General features: G+C 68.0%; 21 protein-coding genes and 1 pseudogene. 12 read left to right on the top strand and 10 right to left on the bottom strand.

The genetic code is table 11. From position 1 onward, the window contains the following. Nucleotides 1–47 precede the first annotated feature (47 nt). Nucleotides 48–1,316, bottom strand: coding sequence for a glycosyltransferase (locus LGN19_RS02990; protein ID WP_122946973.1), 1,269 nt, complete (start codon nt 1,314–1,316; stop codon nt 48–50). 394 nt (nt 1,317–1,710) lie between these two features. Here LGN19_RS02990 and LGN19_RS02985 point away from each other — a divergent pair, with 394 nt between their 5' ends. From LGN19_RS02985 to LGN19_RS02970, 4 genes are all read left to right on the top strand, one after another. After that, nucleotides 1,711–2,421, top strand: coding sequence for a GntR family transcriptional regulator (locus LGN19_RS02985; protein WP_122946972.1), 711 nt, complete (start codon nt 1,711–1,713; stop codon nt 2,419–2,421). A 71-nt stretch (nt 2,422–2,492) separates the two neighbouring features. Further along, on the top strand, nt 2,493–3,299 hold the full coding sequence (locus tag LGN19_RS02980) for an SDR family oxidoreductase (protein ID WP_122946971.1): 807 nt from the start codon (nt 2,493–2,495) through the stop codon (nt 3,297–3,299). A 35-nt stretch (nt 3,300–3,334) separates the two neighbouring features. Then, nucleotides 3,335–4,267 (top strand): 3-keto-5-aminohexanoate cleavage protein, encoded by a 933-nt coding sequence (locus tag LGN19_RS02975; protein ID WP_122946970.1) that lies wholly within the window; start codon nt 3,335–3,337, stop codon nt 4,265–4,267. A gap of 222 nt (nt 4,268–4,489) precedes the next feature. Beyond that, the gene (locus tag LGN19_RS02970) at nt 4,490–5,824 is read left to right on the top strand and encodes an MFS transporter (RefSeq protein ID WP_226213185.1); all 1,335 of its coding nucleotides are present in this window, start codon (nt 4,490–4,492) and stop codon (nt 5,822–5,824) included. A 66-nt stretch (nt 5,825–5,890) separates the two neighbouring features. Here the strand turns inward: LGN19_RS02970 and LGN19_RS02965 are convergent, their stop codons facing one another. From LGN19_RS02965 to LGN19_RS02955, 3 genes and pseudogenes are all read right to left on the bottom strand, one after another. After that, entirely contained in the window at nt 5,891–7,213 is a 1,323-nt protein-coding gene (locus tag LGN19_RS02965) for a TIGR00366 family protein (protein WP_043183641.1), read from the bottom strand. A gap of 208 nt (nt 7,214–7,421) precedes the next feature. Then, nucleotides 7,422–8,756, bottom strand: coding sequence for a chloride channel protein (locus LGN19_RS02960; RefSeq protein WP_226213184.1), 1,335 nt, complete (start codon nt 8,754–8,756; stop codon nt 7,422–7,424). A gap of 171 nt (nt 8,757–8,927) precedes the next feature. Then, nucleotides 8,928–9,065, bottom strand: a pseudogene (locus tag LGN19_RS02955) (cytosine deaminase); the annotation flags it as partial. Nucleotides 9,066–9,324: 259 nt separating this feature from the next. On the opposite strand from LGN19_RS02955, the gene LGN19_RS02950 reads away from it, so the two are divergent. Further along, complete coding sequence (locus LGN19_RS02950) at nt 9,325–10,467, top strand: porin (RefSeq protein WP_122946967.1); 1,143 nt, start codon at nt 9,325–9,327, stop codon at nt 10,465–10,467. Nucleotides 10,468–10,683: 216 nt separating this feature from the next. Next, on the top strand, nt 10,684–10,986 hold the full coding sequence (locus LGN19_RS02945) for a DUF4148 domain-containing protein (RefSeq protein WP_226213183.1): 303 nt from the start codon (nt 10,684–10,686) through the stop codon (nt 10,984–10,986). Between the two features lie 123 nt (nt 10,987–11,109). Here the strand turns inward: LGN19_RS02945 and LGN19_RS02940 are convergent, their stop codons facing one another. Next, nucleotides 11,110–12,057, bottom strand: a complete 948-nt coding sequence (locus tag LGN19_RS02940; RefSeq protein WP_226213182.1) for a LysR family transcriptional regulator — start codon at nt 12,055–12,057, stop codon at nt 11,110–11,112. A 200-nt stretch (nt 12,058–12,257) separates the two neighbouring features. Here LGN19_RS02940 and LGN19_RS02935 point away from each other — a divergent pair, with 200 nt between their 5' ends. Next, nucleotides 12,258–14,441, top strand: coding sequence for an FUSC family protein (locus LGN19_RS02935; protein WP_226213181.1), 2,184 nt, complete (start codon nt 12,258–12,260; stop codon nt 14,439–14,441). 137 nt (nt 14,442–14,578) lie between these two features. After that, complete coding sequence (locus tag LGN19_RS02930) at nt 14,579–14,791, top strand: hypothetical protein (RefSeq protein WP_122946964.1); 213 nt, start codon at nt 14,579–14,581, stop codon at nt 14,789–14,791. 129 nt (nt 14,792–14,920) lie between these two features. Here LGN19_RS02930 and LGN19_RS02925 read toward each other — a convergent pair whose 3' ends face one another. Together LGN19_RS02925 and LGN19_RS02920 are read right to left on the bottom strand one after the other, a co-directional pair. Continuing rightward, nucleotides 14,921–16,030, bottom strand: coding sequence for a P1 family peptidase (locus LGN19_RS02925; RefSeq protein WP_226213180.1), 1,110 nt, complete (start codon nt 16,028–16,030; stop codon nt 14,921–14,923). Nucleotides 16,031–16,094: 64 nt separating this feature from the next. Beyond that, nucleotides 16,095–17,501, bottom strand: coding sequence for an APC family permease (locus LGN19_RS02920; protein WP_226213179.1), 1,407 nt, complete (start codon nt 17,499–17,501; stop codon nt 16,095–16,097). A 141-nt stretch (nt 17,502–17,642) separates the two neighbouring features. Between LGN19_RS02920 and LGN19_RS02915 the strand changes: the two genes are divergently transcribed. Further along, nucleotides 17,643–18,443 (top strand): helix-turn-helix transcriptional regulator, encoded by an 801-nt coding sequence (locus LGN19_RS02915; protein WP_122946962.1) that lies wholly within the window; start codon nt 17,643–17,645, stop codon nt 18,441–18,443. A gap of 137 nt (nt 18,444–18,580) precedes the next feature. Then, the gene (locus LGN19_RS02910; RefSeq protein ID WP_175016955.1) at nt 18,581–18,964 is read left to right on the top strand and encodes a hypothetical protein; all 384 of its coding nucleotides are present in this window, start codon (nt 18,581–18,583) and stop codon (nt 18,962–18,964) included. A 72-nt stretch (nt 18,965–19,036) separates the two neighbouring features. Here LGN19_RS02910 and LGN19_RS02905 read toward each other — a convergent pair whose 3' ends face one another. Both LGN19_RS02905 and LGN19_RS02900 read right to left on the bottom strand, forming a co-directional pair. Then, complete coding sequence (locus LGN19_RS02905) at nt 19,037–19,342, bottom strand: panthothenate synthetase (RefSeq protein ID WP_122949512.1); 306 nt, start codon at nt 19,340–19,342, stop codon at nt 19,037–19,039. 236 nt (nt 19,343–19,578) lie between these two features. Beyond that, nucleotides 19,579–21,009, bottom strand: a complete 1,431-nt coding sequence (locus tag LGN19_RS02900) for a cytochrome P450 (protein WP_226213178.1) — start codon at nt 21,007–21,009, stop codon at nt 19,579–19,581. 87 nt (nt 21,010–21,096) lie between these two features. On the opposite strand from LGN19_RS02900, the gene LGN19_RS02895 reads away from it, so the two are divergent. Then, nucleotides 21,097–22,032 (top strand): helix-turn-helix transcriptional regulator, encoded by a 936-nt coding sequence (locus LGN19_RS02895; RefSeq protein WP_226213177.1) that lies wholly within the window; start codon nt 21,097–21,099, stop codon nt 22,030–22,032. A 144-nt stretch (nt 22,033–22,176) separates the two neighbouring features. Further along, nucleotides 22,177–23,007, top strand: a complete 831-nt coding sequence (locus LGN19_RS02890) for a GntR family transcriptional regulator (RefSeq protein WP_226213176.1) — start codon at nt 22,177–22,179, stop codon at nt 23,005–23,007. Nucleotides 23,008–23,023: 16 nt separating this feature from the next. Here LGN19_RS02890 and LGN19_RS02885 read toward each other — a convergent pair whose 3' ends face one another. Next, the gene (locus LGN19_RS02885; protein ID WP_226213175.1) at nt 23,024–24,268 is read right to left on the bottom strand and encodes a serine hydrolase domain-containing protein; all 1,245 of its coding nucleotides are present in this window, start codon (nt 24,266–24,268) and stop codon (nt 23,024–23,026) included. Nucleotides 24,269–24,291 lie beyond the last annotated feature (23 nt).

The raw sequence follows: 24,291 nt of genomic DNA, 5'->3' as shown, positions 1-24,291 counted from the left end.
CACACGCGCCGCGCATGGCGGGGCGCGTGGCACCCGCGCGCCAGGGGTCAGCTGGCGCGCTGCACGCGCGCATGCGCTTGCTGGCGAAGCCGGCCCGCCCGTTTCACGCGAATCGCATCGATGCATGCGTCGAGCCGCCGGTTGCTTTCCGCGATGCCGAAGCATGCGGCACGATCGAACGAACGCGCGGCGAGATCCGCGCGCAGCACGTCGTCGGACAGCAACTGCGCCATCGCATTGGCCAGCGCGTCGACGTCGCCGACCGACACCAGCAGCCCCGCGCGACCGTGATCGAGAATCTCGCGCGGCCCGGTCGGGCAGTCCGTCGACACGATCGCCTTGCCGAGCGCGAGCGCCTCGATCAGCACCATCGGCATCCCTTCGTTCTTCGAGCTCAGGACGAGAATCGACGCGCCCGCCATCAACGGATGCGGGTTGTCCATCTGCCCCATGAAATGCACCCGCGCACCGATGCCGAGCGCATCCGCCAGACGCCGGAGTTCGTCGCGGTATGCGCCGTCGCCGGCCAGCACGAGATGCTCGGGCACGTCGCGCTGCGCGACGAGTTGCGCATATGCGCGCAGCAACGTGCGGTGATCTTTCTGGAGCTCGTCGAGACGTGCGACGGAGACGATGTACGGGACACCGCCGGGCAGTGCCGGGCGCGGCGCCGTCGCGTTTGCGCGAATTGCGTCGATGTCGATGGCGTTGGGCAAGACCGTCACCTGTTGCAGACGGTCGCCAAACATCCGGTCGGCTTCGTCGCCCATCTGCGGGTTCAGCGCGGCAATGCTGTCGTAGCGGCTGTACTGGTCGAGCAGGCGGCGCACGCGGCGACCCTGGCCGCCGAGCCGTGCGACGAAGCTGAAGTGGTTGACGCCGATCCAGGCCACGCCGAACCGGCCGGCAAGGCGCCGCAGCGACAGGTCGTAGTCGACGATGACGTCCACGTTGCGCGCGAGTTCGGCAACGCGCCGCCCGATGTGAGGGCGCACCGCGAGCGCACCGTGGAGATCGCGCGCGATCCGGCCCGCCTTGCCGAGCTTGTGCGCGTGACGGCGATCCTGGAAATAGCGCAGCCACTGCGGACCCACCAGGATCTCGATCGGGATGTCTTCCGGGATCAGTGCGCGAAAGCGCTGTGCCAGCATCGGCGACGCGTACGTAATCGACAGAATCGCGCGGAAACGCTTGCGGTCGAGGATCCGCAGCCACTGGATCAGGGACGATTCGATCCCGCCGTTGCCGAAATCGGTCACATGAAACAGGACCCGCACACGCGTGTCCTCACCCTCGATATACGCCGGTTCGGCCATGATTTTTCTTGGTACTGCGAATGTGATCTGTTGTTCGAAGAAACGCCCGGCCTGCTCTCGGCGCCTTTATAACATAGCGCCTTTCAGTCGCCAAGCAACAAACGTCCGATGGCCTGCAACGTTTGAATCCGTCCCGTGCAAGCGCCCCCGCCGCCGCTCCGTCAGCCGCGTCAAGTCCGCAACCCGGAAGAAACAGTGCCGATTGCGGCCGCCCCATATCGAACGGCCTTGAACGAATGGATGTCATTGCCGTAGCGGTCAGCCCGCCGTTCGTCTGCCGCGCCCCCTCGTTTTCCCCGATCCCGTTCGCCTTGACGCCACGCGCTCCGGCGACCACACTTCGCACATTGCAAGTGTGATCACAGATCGCAGATCAAACCCAGGAGAACCCGCCGTGGCGCCTCGTATCGTCCCGCCCGCCCTCAAAGCCATCGAACAGGAAACGATGGCCGACAAGGTCTACCAGCAACTGCGCGAAGCGCTGATGAGCGGCCGTTTCGCGCCCGGCCAGGCGTTGAGCCTGCGCAGCGTCGCGGAAGCGGTCGGTTCGTCGACGATGCCCGTGCGCGCCGCGCTCACGCGGCTGCGCGCCGAACGCGCACTGGTCGACGGCCCGAACCGCGCGCTCGTCGTGCCGCCGATGACGCTCGACATGCTCGACGAACTGCGCGACGTGCGAATCGCGCTCGAAGGCTGCATCGCCGAACGCGCCTGCGCCCGAATGACCGATGCGCAGATCGCAGCCGTCCGCAAGACCTGCGAAACGATGCAGGCACACGTCGAGGCCGGCCGTTCGCGCGCTTACCTGCAAAGCAACTTCGCCTTCCACAGCGCGATCTACGCACACGGCGCGAGCGAAAGCACGCTCGCGATCGTCGAGAACCTGTGGATGCGCGTCGGGCCGTTCCTCAACATGGTCGCGCTCGACATCCCGCACATGCGGCGCTCGATGGATGCCCACCGCGCGATCGTCGATGCGCTCGAGCGGCGCGACGGCACGGGCGTACGGGCCGGCATCGCACTCGACATCGGCGGCGCCGCGCACGACCTGGCCGAGACGCTGCGTGTCGGGCAGACGCCGCGAACCGCGAACGCGAAGCCGTAGCAGCCGCTTGCCGCGATCGCCCGGTCGCGGGCGGCCGCATCCGACAACATCAACCATGGAGACAACCCGGCATGACAGCTTCCGACCTGCTGAAACCCTATGACGGCCTGCGCGTCCTCGTGACCGGAGGTGCCTCGGGCATCGGCCTCGAAATCGCCGACGCCTTCGCCGAATGCGGCGCGCGTGTGCATGTCTGCGATGCCTCGCAAGCCGCGATTGCGGCGCTCGCGGACCGGCCACCGCGTGCCAGGGCCATCGCGATCAGCGCGACGCTGGCCGACGTATCCGACCCGGCCGCCGTCGAACAGGTGTTCGCCGACGTATCGGCCAGGCTCGGCGGCCTCGACGTGCTCGTCAACAACGCAGGCATCGCCGGCCCGACCGGCGGCATCGACGAAATCGACCCGGTGCAGTGGGAGCAGACCGTCGCGATCAACCTGACCGCGCAGTTCCAGTTTGCGCGCCGCGCGGTGCCGCTGCTGCGCGACTCGAAACACGGCGGCGCAATCATCGCGCTGTCGTCGGTGGCGGGCCGGCTCGGCTACGCGTTCCGCACGCCCTACGCGGCGACCAAGTGGGCCGTGGTCGGCCTCGTGAAGAGCCTCGCGATCGAACTCGGGCCGCTCGGCATCCGCGTGAACGCGATCCAGCCCGGCATCGTGCGTGGCCCCCGGATGCGCCGCGTGATCGAAGCGCGCGCACAGCAGCTCGGCGTCAGTTACGACGAGATGGAAAAGCGTTATCTGGAGAAGATCTCGCTGCGGCGAATGACCGATCCGGCCGAGATCGCCGCGACCGCGCTGTTCCTGTGCTCGCCGGGCGGACACGGAATCACCGGACAGGCGATCTCCGTCTGCGGCAACGTCGAAGTGCTCTGACGCGTCCTGCATCGCTCACCGAAGAGAATTCATCCATGGCAAACGCTCGCAAAGTCATCATCACCTGTGCGCCGACCGGCGCGATCCATACGCCTTCGATGTCGCCGTACCTGCCCGTGACGCCGCACGAGATCGAGACGGCCGCCGTCGCGGCTGCCCGGGCCGGCGCGGCGATCCTGCACCTGCACGCACGCAACCCGTCGGACGGCAAACCGACCCAGGATCCTGCGGTGTTCGCTGAATTCCTGCCGCGCATCAAGGCGCAGACGGACGCCGTGATCAACCTGACGTCGGGCGGCAGCCCGCACATGACGGTCGACGAGCGGCTGCAGCCTGCGCTGCATTTCCAGCCCGAGGTCGCCTCGCTGAACATGGGTTCGATGAACTTCGGGCTGTACCCGATGCTCGAGCGCTTCCGCGAGCTGAAGCATCCGTGGGAACGCGAGCATCTGGAGAAGAGCCGCGACCTCGTGTTCAAGAACACCTTCGCCGACATCGAGACGATCCTCACGCGCTGCGGCGCGAACGGCACGCGTTTCGAATTCGAGTGCTACGACATCTCGCACCTGTACAACCTCGCGCATTTCGTCGACCGCGGACTCGCGAAGCCGCCGTTCTTCGTGCAAAGCGTGTTCGGCCTGCTCGGCGGGATCGGCGCGCACCCGGAAGACCTGATGCACATGCGCCGCACGGCCGACCGACTGTTCGGCAGCGACTACGTCTGGTCGATCCTCGGTGCCGGCCGCAACCAGATTCCGCTCGCGACGATCGGCGCCGCACAGGGCGCGAACGTGCGCGTCGGGCTCGAGGATTCGCTGTGGATCGCGCCCGGCCAGCTCGCGGAATCCAGCGCCGCACAGGTACTGAAGATGCGGCAGGTGCTCGAAGGCCTGTCGCTGGACATCGCGACGCCGGCCGAGGCGCGCGCGATGCTCGCACTCAAGGGCGGTGACGCGGTGAATTTCTGATCGCCGCTTCGCGCCCCAACACCAGGACCCGCAAGCGCAGTGACAAGGCGCCGGCCGCAGCCGGCCGGCGCCAGGACGCCCATCATCGCCCCGCTCCGTTCGAGCGCCGCCGGCGCGGCTCCGTCGTCTGCCCATCCGCTGCGCACGTCGCAGCGGCATCCGCCGAACACGGCGCGCCGTGCTTGCCGCGCGCGCCGGTTCGCCCTTACCGGAGTCGTCCGCATGTCCACCCATCAAGCCCAGGCCCTGCCCTCCGCCACAAGTGACGCAAGCGCGTCGCTGAACCGGCTGCTGTTCCGCAAACTGATGCCGCTGCTGATCGCCGCCTACGTGATCAGTTTCCTCGACCGCACCAACATCGCGTTCGCCAAACACTCGATGGGCGTCGATCTCGGCATTTCATCGGCCGCGTACGGGCTCGGCGCGGGCCTGTTCTTCCTGACCTATGCGCTCTTCGAGATCCCGAGCAACCTGGTCATGCATCGCGTCGGCGCGCGCTTCTGGATCACGCGCATCATGATCACCTGGGGTGCGCTGTCGATCGCCATGGCGTTCGTCCGCGGCGAGACGTCGTTCTACGTGATGCGCCTGCTGCTCGGTGCCGCCGAGGCCGGCCTGTTTCCCGGCGTGATGCTGTACCTGACGTACTGGTTCGGCCGCGAAGAGCGGGCGCGCGCAACCGGTTACTTCCTGCTCGGCGTGTGCATCGCCAACATCGTCGGCGGGCCGCTGGCCGGCGCGCTGATCGAACTCGACGGCGCGCTCGGCTTCCACGGCTGGCAATGGCTGTTCGTCGTCGAAGGCATCCCGGCGATCCTGCTCGCGTTCGTCGTGTGGGCGCGCTTGCCGGATCGCCCGAGCGCCGCGCCGTGGCTCTCCGCGGAAACCGGCCGTGCGCTCGAGCGCACGCTGGCCGCCGAACAGGATGCGGGTGTCACCGCACACGGCGGCCATGCGTTCGGTTCCGCGCTGCGCGATCCGCAGATCTGGCTCGCGATCTTCGTGTACTTCTGCCATCAACTGACGATCTACACGGTGATCTTCTTTCTGCCGAGCATCATCGGTGCTTCGGGGCGCTTCTCGCCGTTCGCAGTGGGGTTGCTGACCGCGCTGCCCTGGCTCGCCGCAGCGATCGGGGCCGGGACACTGCCGCGCTTCGCGCGCGAGTCGCGCCATTCACGGCGGATGCTGTGCGCGGGGCTAATCGTGATGGCGGCCGGGATGGTCGGCGCCGCGCATGTGTCTCCTGTCGCCGGGCTCGCCTGCGTGTGCGTGGCCGCGTCGATGTTCTTCGTCGTGCAATCGATCGTGTTCACCTTTCCCGCGTCACGGCTCGCCGGCAGCGCGCTGGCCGGCGGGCTCGGGCTCGGGCTCGTGAATACGTGCGGGTTGCTCGGCGGCTTCGTCGGGCCGACCGTCGTCGGCGCGATCGAACAGGCCACCGGCAATGCGAAGAACGGGCTGACGCTGCTTGCGGCCGCGCTCGTCGTCGCGGCGTTCGCGAGCCTCGCGCTGCGTCACGGGCACGAGCATGCCGACTCGCGGTCGCCCGGTTGACCGACCGCGCGATTCAAGCCGGCGCGATGCGCGCGTCAAACGCCGCCCGCATCGCGCCCTGCCGCATCAGAACAGATACATCCCCGCGACGAATACGACGCCCGAGAACAGCAGCGTCGTCACGCAGTACCCCATGATGTCGCGCACGCCGAGCCCGGCGATCGCCAGCGCGGGCAGCGCCCAGAACGGCTGCGCCATGTTGGTCCACGCCTCGCCGTACGCGATCGCCATCGCGGCCTTGCCGAGATCGGCGCCGAGCGCTTGAGCCGCCGGCATCACGAACGGGCCCTGTACGACCCAGTGGCCGCCGCCGGACGGCACCGCGAAATTGATCACGGCCGAGCTCAGGAACGCGAGCAGCGGGAACGTGTGCACGTTCGCGATATCGACGAACCACTTCGTGATCACGCCCGCGAGCCCCGAGTGATCCATCAGCGCCTGAATGCCTGCATAGAACGGAAACTGGATCATGATCCCCGACGCGCCGCGTGCCGCGCCGGCCACCGCGCGCGCATAGGCCATCGGCGTGCGGTGCAGCAGGATGCCGGCCGCGAGGAACGCGAGGTTCACGGTATCGATGTCGAGCGCGAAGCCCTTCTGCACGAACTTCAGCACGAGGAACGCCGCGCACAGCGCCGCGACGAGGACCGACAAGGCGCGGCTCTCCTCCATCCGCTCCGCGAACGTCGCGTCGGGCCCGAGCTGGCGCTCGACGCTCGGCGGTTCGGCGAGCAGCGCCGGATCGACGCTGACGACGTCGCCGGGCTTCGGCATCATCATGCGCGCGAGAAACGGCAGCATCACGATCAGGCCGATCGTGATGAACGCGTTGTAACCGGTGAAGATCGTCTGCGACACGGGGATCAGCCCGATGGTCTTCTCCATCGGATTGCCCTTCGTGGCCGCGACGAGCGGCACCGAACCCGACAATCCGCCGTGCCAGCTCAGGAAGCCCATGTATGCGGACGCAACGAGCAGCCGGTAATCGCTGCCGGCGACACGGCGCGCCACTTCACGCGCGAGCATTGCGCCGAGCACGAGGCCGAAACCCCAGTTGATCGCGCAGGCCAGCGCGCCGACGAACGCAACGAGCATCACGCCCTGCCCCGGCGTGCGCGCGGTGCTCGCGAGCGCGACGAGCATGCGCTTCACGGGCGGCGAGCTCGCGAGTGCATGGCCGGTGACGAGAATCATCACCATCTGCATCGAGAACGCGAGCAGGTTCCAGAAACCCGAACCCCACATCGTCGTGAGTTGCGCGGGCGTATTCGGCGTCAGGCCGAACGCGAGCGCGAACGTGACGATCGTCAGCAGGATCGCGAAAATCAACGGGTCGGGCAACACGCGGTGAACCACCTGCGTGAAAAAGCGGGAAATGCGCTGAATCAACTTGAGCTCCTCGTTTCCTGATAGGGACGTCCGCGCGTGTCGTTGTTGGTTGAGGCGCGGAAACGCGCGGATTCTTGCACAGAACCGGCGAACGCGCTTGGGCGCGCGCGGCTGCGATTGCGTGCTGGCGCGGTCGTGGAAACGGGGAGGAAAACGGCGACTGGCGGTGCGATCGGCACCGCCGGCGAACAGGACGGATGCGCGTGCGTTAACGAACAGCGGTCGCTGGTGTGCTCACGGTTGCAACCGAATCGATCCGCCGCTCGGCCAACCGCTGCGCGAACCGGTACGCGACGAGCGACCCGGCCACGGCAAGCAGCATCGGCACGAGGCTGTCGTGATCCGCGCGCGTGAATTCGAGCAGCAGCACGACCGCCGTGATCGGCATCTGCATCGACGCGGCGAGAAACGCGGTCGCGCCGACCAGCGCGCACCCGCCGATCGACGCGCCCGGCCACACGAGGCTCCACAGCCCGCCAAGCACGATGCCGAGCAGCGCGCCGTTCGCGAGGCCCGGCGTCAGCAGGCCGCCTTCGGCGCCCGCGCGCAGGCTGCCGGCCTCGATCAGCACCTTCAGCACGAGCAGCGCCGCGGCAAGGCCGATCGTCAGCGTGCCGTCGAAGGCGAGCGACGCCGGGCCCTTGCCGTTGCCGAGCAATTGCGGAAACCGCATCGCGAGCACGCCGATCGCCGCGAAGTTGAGCAGCGCGAGCACGGGCAGCCGCCCGTCTTTCGGCGCGTTCGCCCGGGCACGCGTCGTGAGCCGCACGAAGCCGTATGCGGCAAAGCCGAACAGCGGCCCGCAGACGATCGACCACGCCACCAGCGGCGTGTTCAGCACGAACGGCGGCACCGTGTACTGATGTTCGTTGCCGAGGCCGATCCACGCGACGGCCGCCGCGATCGACGACGTCGCGACCGCCACGACCAGCGCACGCCGTTCGAACGTGCCGAGCAGCACTTCGAGCACGAAGATCGCGCCGCCGAGCGGCACGTTATAGACGGCCGCGAGGCCCGCGCCGGCGCCGCACGCGACCATCAGCCGGCAATCGTCGGGGGTGAGCCCCGCCGCATGCGCAAGCCGCCCGGCCAGCAGCGAACCGATCTCGCGCGGGGCGACTTCGCGGCCGAGCGGCGAGCCGAGCGCGACGGTGACGATCTGCAGCAGTGCGTGAATCGTCGTGCTGACGAACGGCATCCGCGGATCGACCGCGCGCACCGCGTGACGGATGCTGACGAGCGGCCGGCCATACCGGTACAGTGCCCACCAGCCGCCGCCGGCGACGATCCCGCAGACGATCAGCACCGCGAGCCGGCGCAGCGGATCGGCACCGGTCACGCCGGTGAGGAAGCTCTCGGTGCCGATCACGTGCGCGACGCTGTAGCCATACGCGACGTGCTGGATCGCGTGCAGCAGCAGCGCGAGCAGCATGCCGCCGAGGCCCGCACCGACGCCGGTCAGGATCGTGACGACGGCCACACGCGCGAACGGGCTGGCGGCCGGCGAAGAAGAGGCGGGAGCGGACGGGAGATCGAGGCGCATGGGGTCGGCAAATGGGATCGAAAAGACGGCGCGCAACACGCGCGCCGTCGTCAGGACCGCATCGTAGGCCGGCGCTCATCATGAGACAAACGTATTTTTCGAATCTACTCATGCATTCCATGAATACCTGAAGACAGGCCGGCCGCTACCCTCCGTCGTCCATCGTTCGCCTCAATCCGGATACGTGACGCGCTCCGGTTCGCGGCGCGTGATCACCTTCCCGTGGCGGATCGACAGCGTGGCCTTGGCCCGCCGGCGCACCGCTTCGTAGTCGCTGTCCGCGTCGAGCACGACGTGATTCGCCGGTCGCGCCGATCAACCGCCGTGCCGCACGCCGCGCATGTTGCAACGACGCGACAGGCGCGCCTCGATGAACGGCTGCCACCCGCGTGCGGCCACGCAAAAACCGCCCTCGTCTCGCGCGTGCGGCGCGTCGTGTCAGTTTTGTGAAGGACTCTTGCCGGATCCGGAAAGGTGCGCTCGCGGCCCCCGGTGGCCTTGCGCGCGCGATGCATTCCTATACTTGCGCCGAACTTTCGTTCCCAGTCCCACACGCAGGAGCCTTGACTTGAAAAAAACCCTCATCGCCGGCGCATGCACCGCCGCGCTGTTCGCCCCGCTCGCTCACGCACAGAGCTCGGTGACGCTGTACGGCCTGATCGACGCCGGCATCGTCTACACCAACAACGCCAACGGTTCGTCGCTGTGGCGCCTGAACAGCGGCACCGTCAACGGCAGCCGCATCGGGTTTCGCGGCACCGAAGATCTCGGCGGCGGCCTGAAGGCGCTGTTCGTGCTCGAGAACGGCTTCAACGTGAACAACGGCGGGCTCGGGCAGGACGGCAAGCTGTTCGGCCGCCACGCGTACGTCGGCCTGAGCCAGAACGGCTATGGCACGGTGACGCTCGGCCGCCAGTACGACACGATGGTCGACTTCGTCGCGCCGCTGTCGGCCACGGCCGGCGACTTCGGCGACACGAGCTTCGCGCATCCGTTCGACAACGACAACCTGAACCACTCGCTGCGCATCAACAACGCGGTCAAGTACACGAGCGAGACCTACGCGGGCTTCAAGGTCGGCGCGATGTACGCGTTCTCGAACGCGACCAATTTCGGCGCGAACCGCGCGTACAGCGTCGCGGCCAGCTACACGAACGGTCCGCTGAAGCTGGCCGGCGCGTACCTGCAGATGAACGGCACGAAGGGCTCGACGAGCGCGAGCCCCGGCGCGACCGATGCGGCCGAAGCGAAGAGCCTGAACCAGGGCGGCTGGTCGATCGGCTCGGACCGCATGCGTTCGTACGGCGGCGGCATCAGCTACGGGTTCGGCCCGGCCACCGTCGGCTTCGTCTATACGCGCTCGCAGTACGACAACACCGGCTCGTTCGGCTCGACCGGCCAGGTCGCGTTCAACAACTACGACGTGAACGTGCGCTACGCGGTGACGCCGGCCGTCAGCCTCGGCGCGGCCTACGTGTACACGGACGCCAGCGTGTCGAACCCCGACAGCAAGCACGGCACCGATCCGAAGTGGCATCAGGTCGACCTGCAGGCCGTCTACAAGCTGTCGCGCCGCACCGACGTGTACGCGGAAGCGATGTATCAGCACGCCTCGGGCCGCGGCTACCAGGCGTTCATCAACGGCTCGGGCGGCGCATCGAGCACGGCGAACCAGATCGTCGGCACGATCGGTATGCGCACGCGCTTCTGACCGGCGCGCGGTAGCGTCGCCCGTTGGCCACGAACCCGCGTTTTCACGCGGGTTCGTTCGCTGTGGGCGCCTTGCACCAATGTTGTTCCATCTGGAAGGCTGCCTGCCTGGAATCGGGGTTTTTACGCGCGAGGGTGCTGCGTAGACTGCCAGCAAAGGTCGGGGTCACGCATCGCGCGTCGAACCGGCCGCCCACCCCGTACCCAGGAGAACCTCGTGAAATCGCTCGTCGTTACCACCGCCGCTGCCGTCCTGCTCGCTGCACCGGCCCTGTCGTTCGCCCAGTCGGCAAAGTCGCCCGTCACGCGCGCGCAAGTGCTGCAGGAGCTGATCGATCTCGAGTCGGTCGGCTACAACCCTGCGCGCGGCGAAGCCAACAACTATCCGGATGACATCATGGCGGCGCAGGAACGACTCCACGAAAAGCGTCTCGCGGAACAGAAGGCCGCGCATGCCGCGTACGGCCCGGCCGGCGCGCCGGCAACGGAATCGGGCGCGGCGGCCAAGCCCGCGCTGTAACGGCATGACGATGCGCCGAGCCCGCGTGAACGATGTGTCGCGGGCGCGGCGCGGGTTGCATTCGCGTTCGCGTTGTTTGCGTGAAGAGAAGAAGCCGGCAGCATGCCGACGCGCGTCCGCCGCTCAGGCGGCCTGCGGTTCGCGATCGATCGCGTTCAGCATCTCGACGTCGCGCGCGATCATCCCCGGCACCTGGGCACGCAGCATCTCGACCCAGGTCCGCACCTTCGCATCGACGAAGCGGCGCGACGGATACAGCGCGTAGACGTTCATCTTCTGCAGGATATGCGCGGGCAGTACGCGGACGAGCGTGCCGTCGCGCAGCGCGTCGATCGCCGAATACAGCGGCAGCATGCCGATCCCGATGCCGTCGCGGATCGCGAGGGCCAGCGATTCGGCCGTATTGGTCTGCACCGGCCCCGCGACGTGGATCTGCTCGACGCCTTCGGGCCCTTCGAGCACCCATTCGTGCGTCGGGAACGCCGGCGTGCACAGCGTCAGGCACGCGTGCGCGGCGAGATCCTGCGGACGAACCGGCGCGCCGTGGCGTTTCACATAGTCGGGCGACGCGAACAGGATGCTGAAGGTCGAGCCGAGCAGGTGCGACACGAGTTCCGAATCGGGCAGCGACGACGCGGTCACGACGGCCATGTCGCTCGTGCCGTCGAACAGGTCGGGCATGCGCTGCGACAGCGACAGCTCGATCGACACGTCCGGAAACTGCGCGTGATAGCGCGTCAGCGTGGGCAACACATAGTGGTGGCCGACGCTCGCGAAGCTGTGCATGCGCAGCACGCCGGCCGGCCGTTCGTGCGCGCAGCTCGCCTCTTCTTCCGCGCGGTCGACGTCGGCGAGGATCTGGCGGCAGCGCCGCAGATAGCTTTCGCCGGCCGACGTGAGCGCGAGACGGCGCGTCGAACGATTCATCAGACGGGTGCGCAGGCGCGCCTCGAGCTCCGACACCGCGCGCGACATCGCGCCCGTCGTCGAATTCAGCGATTGCGCGGCGGCGGTGAAACTGCCCGTCTCGACCACGCGCGAAAACACCCGCATGTTTTGTAGGGTATCCATTCCTGTGAGCAACCTGTAGCGGAGCCGCTATTTTCCTCCACTGGATGCGACAGATTGTTACTCCGGCTGCAACTATCGTTTCCCCGCAGCTGCGTTAATGCGCGGGCGCCGCACTCCTACAATCGGCGCCTCAACAGTCGAACGGACCCGTTCGGACGCGCCGCGCATCTCGCCCGGCCCCGTACCGGCCCCCTCTTTTCATGAAGCCACAACCTGCGATCGAGCGACCATCCATCGAACCGGCACGATGGAGGACCTGGCTCGATCCACTCGGCGACGCGGCGCGCGACTGGGCCGCGAGCGACGGACTGATCTGGCTGCACCTCGCGAAAACCGTGTTCGCGGCGCTCCTCGCGATGGGCATCGCGATGCGCCTGGAGATGTCCCAGCCGCGCACCGCGATGACGACCGTGTTCGTGCTGATGCAGCCGCTGTCGGGGATGGTGTTCGCGAAGAGTTTCTACCGCGTGCTCGGCACGGCGGCCGGCCTCGTCGCCGCGCTCGCGCTCGGCGGGCTGTTCGCGCAGCAGCCCGAGCTGTACATGGCCGGCATCACGCTGTGGATCGGCACCTGCATCGCGCTCGCGGTGCGCAACCGCCACTTCCGCTGGTACGGCTTCGTGCTCGCCGGCTACACCGCCGCGCTGATCGGCCTGCCGGCCGTGATGACCCCGCAGACGCTGTTCCAGTCCGCACTCACGCGCGCCGCGGAAGTCGCGCTCGGCATCGCCTGCTCGGGCGCGGTCAGCGCGCTGATCCTGCCGCTCAGCTCCGCGAAGGCGCTGATGCGCTCGCTGGGCAACCGCCACGCGACGTTCGCGGCGTTCACGGCCGGCACCCTCGCGGGCGACGTCGCACGCGGCGATTTCGAGCGGCGCTTCGCCGATTTCGTCGACGACATCGTCGGCTTCGAGGCCAACCGCGCGTTCGCGTCGTTCGAGGATCCGCACATTCGCGCGCGCAGCCGCCGCCTCGCGCGGCTGAACAGCGAATTCATGAACGCGTGCACGCGGCTGCATGCGCTGCACCAGCTCGTCAAGCGATTGCGCGCCAATGGCTCGGACGCGGTGCTCGATGCGCTGGCGCCGCACGTCGATGCGCTCGCGCAGCGCTTCGCCGCGCTGCGCGACGAGCGGCAGCGCGGCATCGCGCCGGCCACCGGCGCGCTGCTCGAATTGCGCCGCTTCCATAGCGCACTGCCGAAAGCCGCGCGCGCATCGCGACGAAACATCGAGGAGCATGCGGCCGGCGGCCTGCTCGACTTCGATACCGCGATCGAGCTGCTGTACCGCTTCATCGGCGAATATCTCGGCTACGCCGATACCTATGCGTCGCTCGACCAGGACGATCACGCGTTCGAGCGCTCGGTCACGCATTACGCGGTGAAGACCAACTCGTTCTTCGTCGGTTTCGCGTTCCTGCGCACGATCGTCGCCGTCGGCGCGATGAGCGCGTTCTGGCTTGCCTCCGAATGGCCGAGCGGCCCGCTCGCCGTGATCGCCACCGCGATCGCGTGCGCGCTCAGCTCGACGTCGCCGCGCGCGCCGAAGTTCGTCGCGCAAATGGGCGTCGGCGCGGCGTTCGCGACCGCCGTCGGCTACGTGTTCCTGTGCTACGTGTATCCGAACATCGACGGCTTCCCGCTGCTGTGCGCCGCGCTCGCGCCGGTGCTCGGCCTCGGCGCGTTTCTCGCGATGCGGCCGGGACTGTCCGGCTACGGGATCGGCTTCGCGGTGTTTTTCTGCCTGCTCGCGGGGCCCGACAACGTGATCGCGTATACGCCCGAGGTGCTGATCAACAACGGCCTGGCGATCGTCATCGCGATGCTCGCGTGTTCGCTCGTGTTCGCGGTCGTGTTCCCGACCCACATGCCGTGGCTCACGGGCCGCATCGCGCACGACCTGCGCCGCCAGGTCACGCTGGCGTGCGAAGGGTCAACGGAGCGCCTCGCGCAGCGCTTCCAGTCGAGCACGCACGACCTGATGGCGCAACTGCGCACGCTGCTCGTGCGGCGCACGCGACAGCATCGCGACGCGATGCGCTGGATGCTGTCGACGCTCGAGGTCGGCCACGCGGTGATCGACCTGCGCGACGAGCTGAACGCGTTCTCCGCATCGAAACCGCCGCAGACACTGCGCTGGGCCGGTTCCGTCGAAACGGTGCTGCACGAACTGCCGCGCTTCTTCGACGATCCGACGCCCGGCCATCATGCGCGCACGCTGAAATCGGTGAATCTCGCGATCCGCGCGGCACAGCACACGCTGCAGGCCTGGTATGCGGTGCCCGAAGAGCGGCACCGCATGCAGCGGATCGTCGGCTGCCTGCACTTCGTGCGCAGCGCACTGCTGGACAAGGACGCGCCGTTCAACCGCCACCGCCATTGACGATCGGTGCGCGCGCAACGGGATCCTTGTTCCGGATGGAAATAAGCTCTACAGCCGCGGTGATTAATCTTTAAGCAGTGCGAGCCTATAGTTTCCTCACTGCCAGCGAGACTGGCACTCACCCAGGAGAAATCAAAATGAAGCCGCTGCACCTCGCCCTCGTTGCCCTGTCGCTCACCGCTGCTGTTGCTCACGCACAGCCGGCACCGGCAGACGTCGCACCGCAACAGGCGAACCGCGCTGAAGCCGTCGCAACCGCGGGCCGCGTCGATCGTTCGCAATCGAAGCAGGAAGACCCGAACGCCTGTGTCGGCCCCGTCAGCTTCTGCAACATCTACTTCGGCAGCTGAGCATGACGCCGCGTCGTCACGGCCAGGCCCGCACCGCCCGCACTGCTTGCGCGGGCGAGCGGCGGCCCGGCCGATCGCCGCATCGCCGCTCCACCCCACGCCGCTTCGATTGAAGCGGCGCATGCCGTTTCAGGCGCCGCGCCCCGGCCGCCAGCCCACTTCGCGCAACGCATCCAGCAAGCGCGCCTGCCCCAGCCCCTCGACCTTCGCCCCGCGCGATTCGACGTCGCCGCCCGCGACGAGCGCATTCACGATCGCTTCCTCCACCGCTTCCGCCGCCGCGACGAACAGCGCGGATATATGGTCGTTGTTGACCATCTTCACGCCGGTGGTTGGTGCCCCCTTGCTGCCGTAGTTCGCCGCCGGCAAGCCGTCGTTGCCCGTTGCAAACGCCAGGAAGATGTCGCCGCTCGAATCCTCCGTGCCGCCGCCGACGCGCGCCAGCCCGACGCTCGCGCGCTGCGCCAGGCGCGTGCACTGGTGCGGCAGCAGCGGCGCGTCGGTCGCGATCGTCACGACGATCGAGCCCATCCCGGCCTCGCCTTGCGCGTCCGGCGCGCGGAACGGCGAAGGCACGTGCCGCAGCACTTCGCCGACCGGGTAGCCGGCCACGCGCAGCATCTCGCGCACGCCGTAGTTCGCCTGCACAAGCGCGCCGACGGTCCAGCCGCCCGCTTCGGCCGCGAGCATGCGCGACGCGGTGCCGATGCCACCCTTGAACTCGTGGCAGATCATCCCCGTGCCGCCGCCCACGCCGCCTTCGGCAACCGGCCCCGACTGTGCGGCAGCCAGCGCGCGCTGCACATGCGCGGCGCTCACGTGCTGCCCCCAGATGTCGTTCAGCAGCCCGTCGTAGGTTTCCATCACGACCGGCATGCACCAGTACACGCGGCCGGCCGCCGCTTCGCGCTCGTTCGCGACGAGCGCATCGCGCACCGCGCCGACGCTGTGCGTGTTCGTATAGGCGATCGGCGTGGTCAGCAGGCCGGCCTCGCGGATCCATTCGAGCCCCGTCGCGTCGCCGTTGCCGTTCAGCACGTGCACGCCCGCGAAGCACGGCGAATCGTGCGCGCCGCCCGCGCGCGGCTCGATGACGGTGACGCCGGTGCGGATCGACGCGTCGCCGTTCTCGACGTTCAGCGTGCAATGTCCGACCCGCACGCCCGGAACGTCCGTGATCGCGTTGAAGCGGCCCGGTGTGCCGAGTCCGATGCGGATGCCGAGATCCCTCGTGCGCATGATGCAGTTCCTCCAGTCTTCTAATGGTTCGGTGTTTCGGTATGGCAATACGTCGATCCGGCGCTCAGAGCGCGCGGAAGGCTTCGCTGTGGCGCGCCCAGACTGCATACATCACGAGCGCGGCGATCAGCAACCCCGCGATGATGAGCAGGTCGGTCGATTTCGTCGCCGTTGCGAGCGTCGTGTAGAGCGTATACGCGGCGCCGGCTACCGCGACAAGCGGCGTCACGGGCCACAGCGGCATCCGGTAATGATGTTCGACGTCACGGCGCACGAACCGGCTCGCCAGCGCGGCCAGCCCGACGACCAGGTAGATCAGCAGCAGCAGGTCGACCGTGAACGCGGTCAGCTCGTCGAGGCTCGACACGAATACAAGCCCCGCCGACGGCACCGCGAGCGCGATCGTCGCGAGCCACGGCGATTCGAGGCGCGGATGGATCGTCGAGAAGGCGCGGTTGCAGGTGCGCGACCAGAGCGCGTGCCGGCCGCTGCTGTACAGCAGCCGGCCCATCGTGATCACGATCGCGATGATCGCGTTGAACACCGACAGGAAGATCCCGCCGCTGACCACGCGCGACACGGCCGGGTTGCTCAGCGAACGCACCACATAGCCGATCGGGTCGGTGCTCTTCGTCAGCTCCGTCAGCGACGGCGCGCCGAGCACGATCGCGGTGAGCGGAATCAGTTCGACGACGAGGATCACGAGCAGCGAGTAGATCACCGCCTTCGCGACGTTGCGGTTACCGCCGCGCAGGTCTTCCGCGAGATAGGCGGCCGAGCCGAAGCCGTTGTAGCAGAAGATCGCGGTGCCGATCGCCGGGACGATCGCGGCCAGCGTCGCCGGCACGAGCGTGTTGCCGCTCGCGACGACCGGCGCGATCAGCGCGTCGGCGCCACGATGCGGCGAACCGAAGCCGAGGCCCGCGATCAGCATCAGCACGCCGATCTCCACCACCAGGAACGCGCCCGTGATCCACGCGTTCGTCTTGATGTTCAGCATGCCGAGCAGGTAGCTGAGCAGCACGATCGTCAGCGCGACCGACTGGTTGCTGAAGTGCGTGCCGAGCGCGTTGTTCAGGTACGGCGCGGCGCCGCTCGCGAGCACGGCCGGGATGAACACGCTGACGGACAGCACCGTGATGAAGGTCAGGTAGCCGGGCAGCGTGCCGAACACGCGCTTGGCCATCACGTACTCGCCGCCCGCGCTGCGGTGCGCGGCGCTGAGCTCCGCGTAGCAGAGCGCGAACGCCAGCGCGAGCACGCCGCCGAGCACGAACGACAGCACGGCACCGCTGCCGGCCTGCTGGATCGCGAACGGCGCGATCACGAAGATAGAGCTCGCGGGCGTCACGCCCGATACGGTGATCATCACCGCATCGCGCACGCTGAGCGTCTGCGACAGCGCGCGCGGCGCGTCTTCCGTTGCAGGCGCCGCTTGCAGCGTGCCCGTCGATTCCGACATCATCGCCATTTCGTTCTCCTGTGCTTGGGCCAACCCTTTGCCACTCTTTTTTGAACGCCCATACTCGGGCCCGATTGATTGCGTGGCAGTCTAGGAAGCCAATTTCAGGACCGCTATTCCCCCTTCGTGTTACGCCCTTCCGGTGGTGGTATGGATCGTCTCTTTTCCGAAATCGCGATGCACCAGGCGCTCGGCCGCGCAATCGATCATCTCGGCCAGCCGCGCTTCTGGCGGTTCCTGGTGCTGCTGCTCAATGAAATGGTGCCGTTCGACAACGCGCTCGCGACCGCGATCGGCCCCGACGGCGTGCCGCTCGTGCTCGACGAATACGACACGGGCGGCACCGATGCCGCCTCACCCGTGCCGCTCTACCTGAACGGCGTGTATCTGCTCGACCCGTTCCTGCAGGCCGCGCACGACGGGCTCGCCGACGGCTGCTACCGGCTCGAGGAAGTCGCGCCCGACCTGTTCCGGCAGAGCGAATATTTCCTCAGCTACTTCCGCGACGCGGTCGGCGACGACGAGATCCAGATCCTCGTGCGGCCGAACGCCGACATGCTGCTGTCGCTGTCGCTCGGCGCGGGCACGCGGTTCGACGTCGAGCCGCTCGGCAAGCTGACGGCCGCGATGCCGTGGGTGCTCGCGGCGATCCGGCAGCACTGGCGGCTGGTGGGTGATGCGGCACGCGCGGCGCCCGACGCCGATCTCGGCGCGCGGGTCGAGCAGGCGCTCGCCCGCTTCGGCGCGGGCGTGCTGACCGATCGCGAGATGTCGATCGCGAGAATGGTGCTGCGCGGCAATTCGTCGAAGGCGATTGCCGAGCGGCTCGCGATATCACCCGAAACGGTGAAGGTGCACCGGCGGCACCTGTACGCGAAGCTCGGGATTTCGTCACAGCCCGAGCTGTTTTCGCGCTTCATCCAGGCGCTGGGGGAAGACGCGGCCGGATGACCGCATCGATGCTGATGGATGGCAACCGGCGTGGAATCGGGCACACTCCGTGAAGTGCCGCATGCCGTGGTCGTCCGGTAATGCCGGTGCGGATGCCCGTCGACAACAAGATTGCCCGAAAACTGGAGCCCCGACTCATGTCGCTCATTCCGATCATCGGACTTGGCTGGCTGTTTCTGTGCGCGATCAGTGCCGCCTCGATCGTGCTCGTCCCGCCCGTGGTGCTGGTCGCCTGCCTGATGGGCAAGAACGTCTGGTCGATCCTGACCCGCGGCCGGCTGCAGTTCGCGTTCCTGGCCTACCTCGGTTCCGCGCCCGTGCCGGCGGTCTTCACGTTCCTGCTGGAAATCGGCGCCACGGCCGGGAATCACGGTGGCACGGCGTCCGCCAGCGAGTATCAATGGAACGAGCGGTTCTTTTTCGTGTTCGTCGCCGCGGCGGCACTGAGCGGCCTGCTGTTGCTGTTGCGACCGAAAGACGGGCAAGCGGCGAACGTTGAACCACCGCAGCCGGCACGTTAGTCGGCGCGAGAGCGCCACGCCATGCCGCCTGCCCGGTTCTCGAGCAGGCGCAGGGGCATGGGCAGCTTCCCGCTACTTCCACTTCGCGCCGAGTTGCGCGAGCCCGGCGTTCCGGAGATCGTCCGGCAACATCACCACGCGGAACTCGCAGTCCGCATTCAACATCAGGAACCACGGCTCCGCGAGCGCCGGGATCTGCGAAGGGTCATGCACGTCGACGATCACGACGGCCCCGCGCCCGCCGCTCTGCTCGGTGAAATACACGGCCTCCGGCTTGACCGCTTCGAGTATTCGCCCGATCACGTCGCCGACGCTGCCGTCGCGCACCAGCGTGTTGAACGGTTCGTGAGGGATTCGTATGTTGAGAAGCATGCGCATGACCATCCTCCTTGGGCTCCGCCCGGCCTGGGCCCTTCAAGCATAGGTGCTGCGCGATGCCGCGCCAGTGGCGCCGACGGCACCCGGCGACACGCATTCACATTCCGACGATTCGATGACACCGCATCGCGCGAACGCCCATCGTTCACGACACGCGCATCCCCCGGGAATGCCGTCGCGGCCGATGCGCCGTCGAATCAGCGCCCCGCTCGCGCGGCCGCACCGCACCACACGCATCACACGGCACCGCCGTCCGCCGCGGGCGCGATCGCGAGATGCAGCGGACGCTCCGGCCGCAGCGTCACGTTCAGCACCGGCCGCGGCGGCATCATGCCGGGCGGCACCGACAATTCGTAGCGCTGCAGGATCATCGCCGCGACGACCGTCATTTCCGTCATCGCCAGATGCTGCCCGAGACACACGCGCGGGCCCGTGCCGAACGGCATGTAGGCGCCACGCGGCGCGGCCGGCGCGTCGTCCGCAAAACGCTCGGGACGAAACACTTCAGGTTCCGCAAACCATCGCGCATCGCGCTGCATGAGTTGCAGCGGCAGCATGAACAGCGTCCGCGCGGGAAACTGCCACGGCCCCAGCACGATCGGCCGCGACGCCCGCCGGCTGATCAGGATCGGCGCGGACGGATACAGGCGCAGCGTTTCCTCGAGCGTGTGCGTCAGGTAGCGCAACGACGATCGCGTCTCGGCGGACGGCGCGCGACCGCCCAGCACGCGCACCACTTCGTCGCGTGCGGCGGCCTGCGCCGCCGGATTCGCCGCCATGCACCAGGCCCACCAGGTCAGTGCCCCGGCCGTCGTCTCATGGCCCGCGAGGAACGCCGTCATGCATTCGTCGTGCACGGACTGCAGCGGCCATCGCCGTGCGTCGTCCCGATGCAGCTTCAAAAGGCGCGACAGCAGATCGTCTGGCCACGCGTGCGTCGGCAAGTCGAGACGCGCCTGCAGTTGCCGGTCGATCAGCCCGTTCAGCACGGCCATCGCACGCGCCTTGCCACGCTTCCACGGCATCCAGTCCGGCGTGCTTGCCGGCCAGTAGAAATCGGCGTTGGCCGCTGCGCTCACCACGCGCACGGCTTCCTCGGCCGCACGCGCATCGTCGCCGATCGCATCGGAGAACATCGTGCGCATGATCACGTCCATCGCCAGCGACGTCAGTGCGCTTTCGATCGGCCAGTCAGGATCGCGCGCGGGCCACTGCGCGAGCGCATGTCCGGCCGTCGCCGCGATCGACGGTACGAACGCCTGCACCGGCTTCGGCATGAAATTCGGCTGCAACGCCTGCCGCTTGTCGCGCCACGCGTCGCCTTCGGCGATCAGCACGCTATGGCCGTGAACCTCCGCAAACACCCGGACGGCTCGCTCCCAGCGCCCGACCGCATCATGATGCGTAACCAGGAGTTCGCGCACGAGCGCGGGATCGGTCACGACCACCGCATGCTCGGGCCACATGCGCAAGTGCATGACATCACCGTAAGCGCGCTGCCAACCGGCCAGCGTGCCGAGCAGGTCGCGCGACATCGCGCGCAACAGCCCCCAACCCGTCAGGCCGGTAGGCGGCCCCGGCGGCCATACGCCGGGCGGGTGAAGCACGGGCGCCGAAGCCGCGGCGTCCGCATGGAATGGACATTGGGAAGTGGATCGCGTGTTCATGGGCCGGATTATCCGAATCGGCATGCGGGCGGTCTTGAACGCAAACGACATCGACACGCGACTGGCCCGTCCCTATACTCCGGCGTCATGTTCTCCGACCCGTCATCGATCTCGCCGTCGTGCCCCGATCCGCTGGCACGCGCCCCCCGCGCGCTGAGCGACGGGCGGTCACCGCATGGGCGGCTGTACCCCGCGCCGGCTGCCCTGCAGGGCGCGGTGGTCGCGATCGTGTTGCACGACACGCGCGGGTTCGAATTGAGCGACGCGCAGCGGCTCTCGCATTTTCCGGCCACGCCGCTCGTGTGCGTGTCGTGGTATCGGGATCTCGACGTGGGCTTCGTCGAACCCACGGCCGACGGGCCCCGGTGGCGCCCCTTCGGTGCCGCAGCGACGCTGTCGGGCAGCCATTCGGCCCCTACCGTAGCCTGGGCGCCGACCGGCGGACGGATCGGCATGATCTGCTTCACCGCCGATGCGGCGCGGGCGCTGTTCGGCATCGCGCTGCCGGACATCCACGACCGCGTACTCGACGCGTACGCGTGCCTCGGCCACGACTGGCGCCCGCTGCTTGATGCACTGGTCGGCGCGGACCGCGATGCCGACGTGCTGGCGGCAATCGAACGTCATCTCGCACCGCGCTGGCAGGCGCTGCGGCCCGCGACGCCGCTGTCGTCGCTCCGCAACGCAGGACGCAGCTGGGTCGAACGCCTCGCGCTGCAAGCGCGCGAATGGCGGCACACCCACAGCCCGCGGCAGGTCGAACGGCGAATCAAGACCTACAGCGGCCGTTCGCTGCGCGAATGGCAAACGCTCGTCAGGACGGAAAGCGCGTTCTTCGCGGCGCGCGACCGGTTCGAAGCCGGCGCCGCGTTCAACTGGGCCACGCTGGCGCTGGACGAAGGGTTCGCCGACCAGGCGCACCTGAGCCGCGAGGTCAAGCGCATTACGGGTTTCTCACCGAGCGAATTCACGCAACGCTTCATCGAGGACGAGTCGTTCTGGATGTATCGGCTGTGGGTGTGACGCGCCGCGTACGGCGCATGGCGCCGGCGTGCAGCGTCGCTTGCCGGCTCTGCCTGATGCGCGAGCGCGCATACATTCCAATAGTAGAATGTTAGGCATTGATCCGAACCCCACCACCGCCCGCATCATTCCAGGAGCCCGTCTTTGAACCCGTCGTCGCCCCCAGAACGCAAAGGGGTCGCCCTTTATGCGCGGATTGCCAGCCTGCTGCGTGGACGAATCCACCAGGGCGAATGGAAGCGCGGCGACCAGTTGCCGCCGATTCCCGAGCTGTGCGCGTTCTATCAGGCGGGCACGATCACGGTGCGTCAGGCGCTGGCCGAACTGAGCGCCGAAGGGCTCGTGAGCAGCGCCCGCGGCCGCGGCACGTTCGTCACGGCCGAGGTCGTCTCGCCGGCGGATAACCCGGCGCTGCGCGCCGCGATCAACGATCCGCTGCAGCTCGCGCCCGGCCAGACCCTGCGCGTGCTGCTGCGCGAAGCCGTGACCGCGCTGCCCGCCGCATTGCAGACGGGCCAGCCGATGCGCGCCGCCTACATGCGGATCCGCACGCTTCATCTGCACGACGGCACGCCTTACGGCGTGATGGACAGCTATGTCGCACGCGAAACCTACGACCGCTTTCCGAAAGGCAGCGACGCGCGGCACAAGGTCGGCTATCTCGTCCGCCAATACAACCGGCTTCCGCTCGCGAAGGCCCGCCAGGAAATCACGGCCGCCTATGCGGATCAGGAAACCGCCGACCTGCTCGCGTCGGACGGCGCCGACTGCAGCATGGCCGACATGCTGATTCGCATGCGCCGCTGGTGGACCGACGGCGACGGCTGCATCGTCCACGCCGGGCTCTATCTGTATCGCGCCGACCGTTTCGTGCTCGACATCACGCACGATCTCGACGGCGACGACCGCAGTGCCGACCTGATCCCGTCGCCGCGCACGGGCGTCCGGAAAACCGCGCGCAAGCCGGCGGCCTGACCCGCTCGCCGCGTCGTCACGCCGACGCGCCGCCTTCGTCGTCGCACATCGCACCGTAGACCCAATGCCGCAGGTCGCGACGAATCCGGTACGTCGTCGACGGCAGCAGTTGCGTCATGAACACGACGATCAGGTCCTCGGCCGGGTCGATCCAGAAGGCCGTGCTGGCGCCGCCGCCCCAGAAGTAATCGCCGACGCTGCCCGGCTGCATCGTCGCGGCAAGATCCTGCGTCACCGCGAAGCCGAGCCCGAAACCGAGCCCCGGATACACGGCCTCGCTGAAACTGGAGCGTGACATCCGGTCGAGCGTCTGGCCGCCCGGCAAATGGTTGATCGTCATCAGCTCGACGGTTTTCGGGCTCAGGATCCGGTGCCCGTCGATCGAGCCGCGATTCAGCAGCATCCGGCAGAAGCGCAGGTAATCGCCGGCCGTCGACACGAGCCCGCTGCCGCCCGATGCCAGCGCCGGCGGCCGGCGAAACGCGCTGGCGGCCGGGTCGTCCTGCAGCACGAGCCCGCCATCGGCACCCGGGCGATAGCACGCGCACAGGCGCTCGGCCTGCTCGTCCGGCACGAAGAAACCGGTGTCGGGCATGCCGATCGGGTCGAACAGCGCCTGCTTCAGGTAATCGGCGAACGGTTGCCCTGAGATCTTCTCGACGAGATAGCCGAGCACGTGCGTCGCGACCGAATAGTTCCATTCGTCGCCCGGCGAGTAGTCGAGCGGCAGCCGGGCCAGATCCGCGATCATGCCGTCGAGACCGCCCGGGTTGCCCGGTTCGCCGAGCGCGAGTTCGCGGTACGCGGCATCGACGTTCGTGCGGGCCTGGAAGAAATACGACAACCCGGCCGTATGGCGCAGCAGATCCACCATCAGCATCTCGCGCGCGACAGGCCGGGTCTGGAACCCGCCGAGGCTCCGCGCGCCGGCCACCGCAACGCCCAGATCCTTCCATGCCGGAATCACGCTCGACACGGGATCGTCGAGCGCGACCAGCCCCTGCTCGACCAGCGTCATGAACGCGACACTCGTGATCGGCTTGGTCATCGAATAGATGCGGAAAATCGCATCCTCGCGCATCGGCTTCGCCCGCTCGACGTCCATCGATCCGGCTACATTCACGTGCGCCAGCTCGCCACGGCGATGGATCATCGTCACCGCCCCCGGCAAGCGCCCGGACGCCACGTACCGTTCGTTCAGCCGCGTGTCGAGCGCTTTCAGCCGCTGCGACGACAAACCCGGATGTGCCACCTTGGTCATGCCCCTGCTCCTGTTTCCACTTC

This window comes from Burkholderia sp. AU30198 (assembly GCF_020419825.1).
Lineage (GTDB): Bacteria > Pseudomonadota > Gammaproteobacteria > Burkholderiales > Burkholderiaceae > Burkholderia.
Note: the sequence above shows the minus strand (reverse complement) of the source record. Positions and strands in the feature narration are given on the sequence as shown.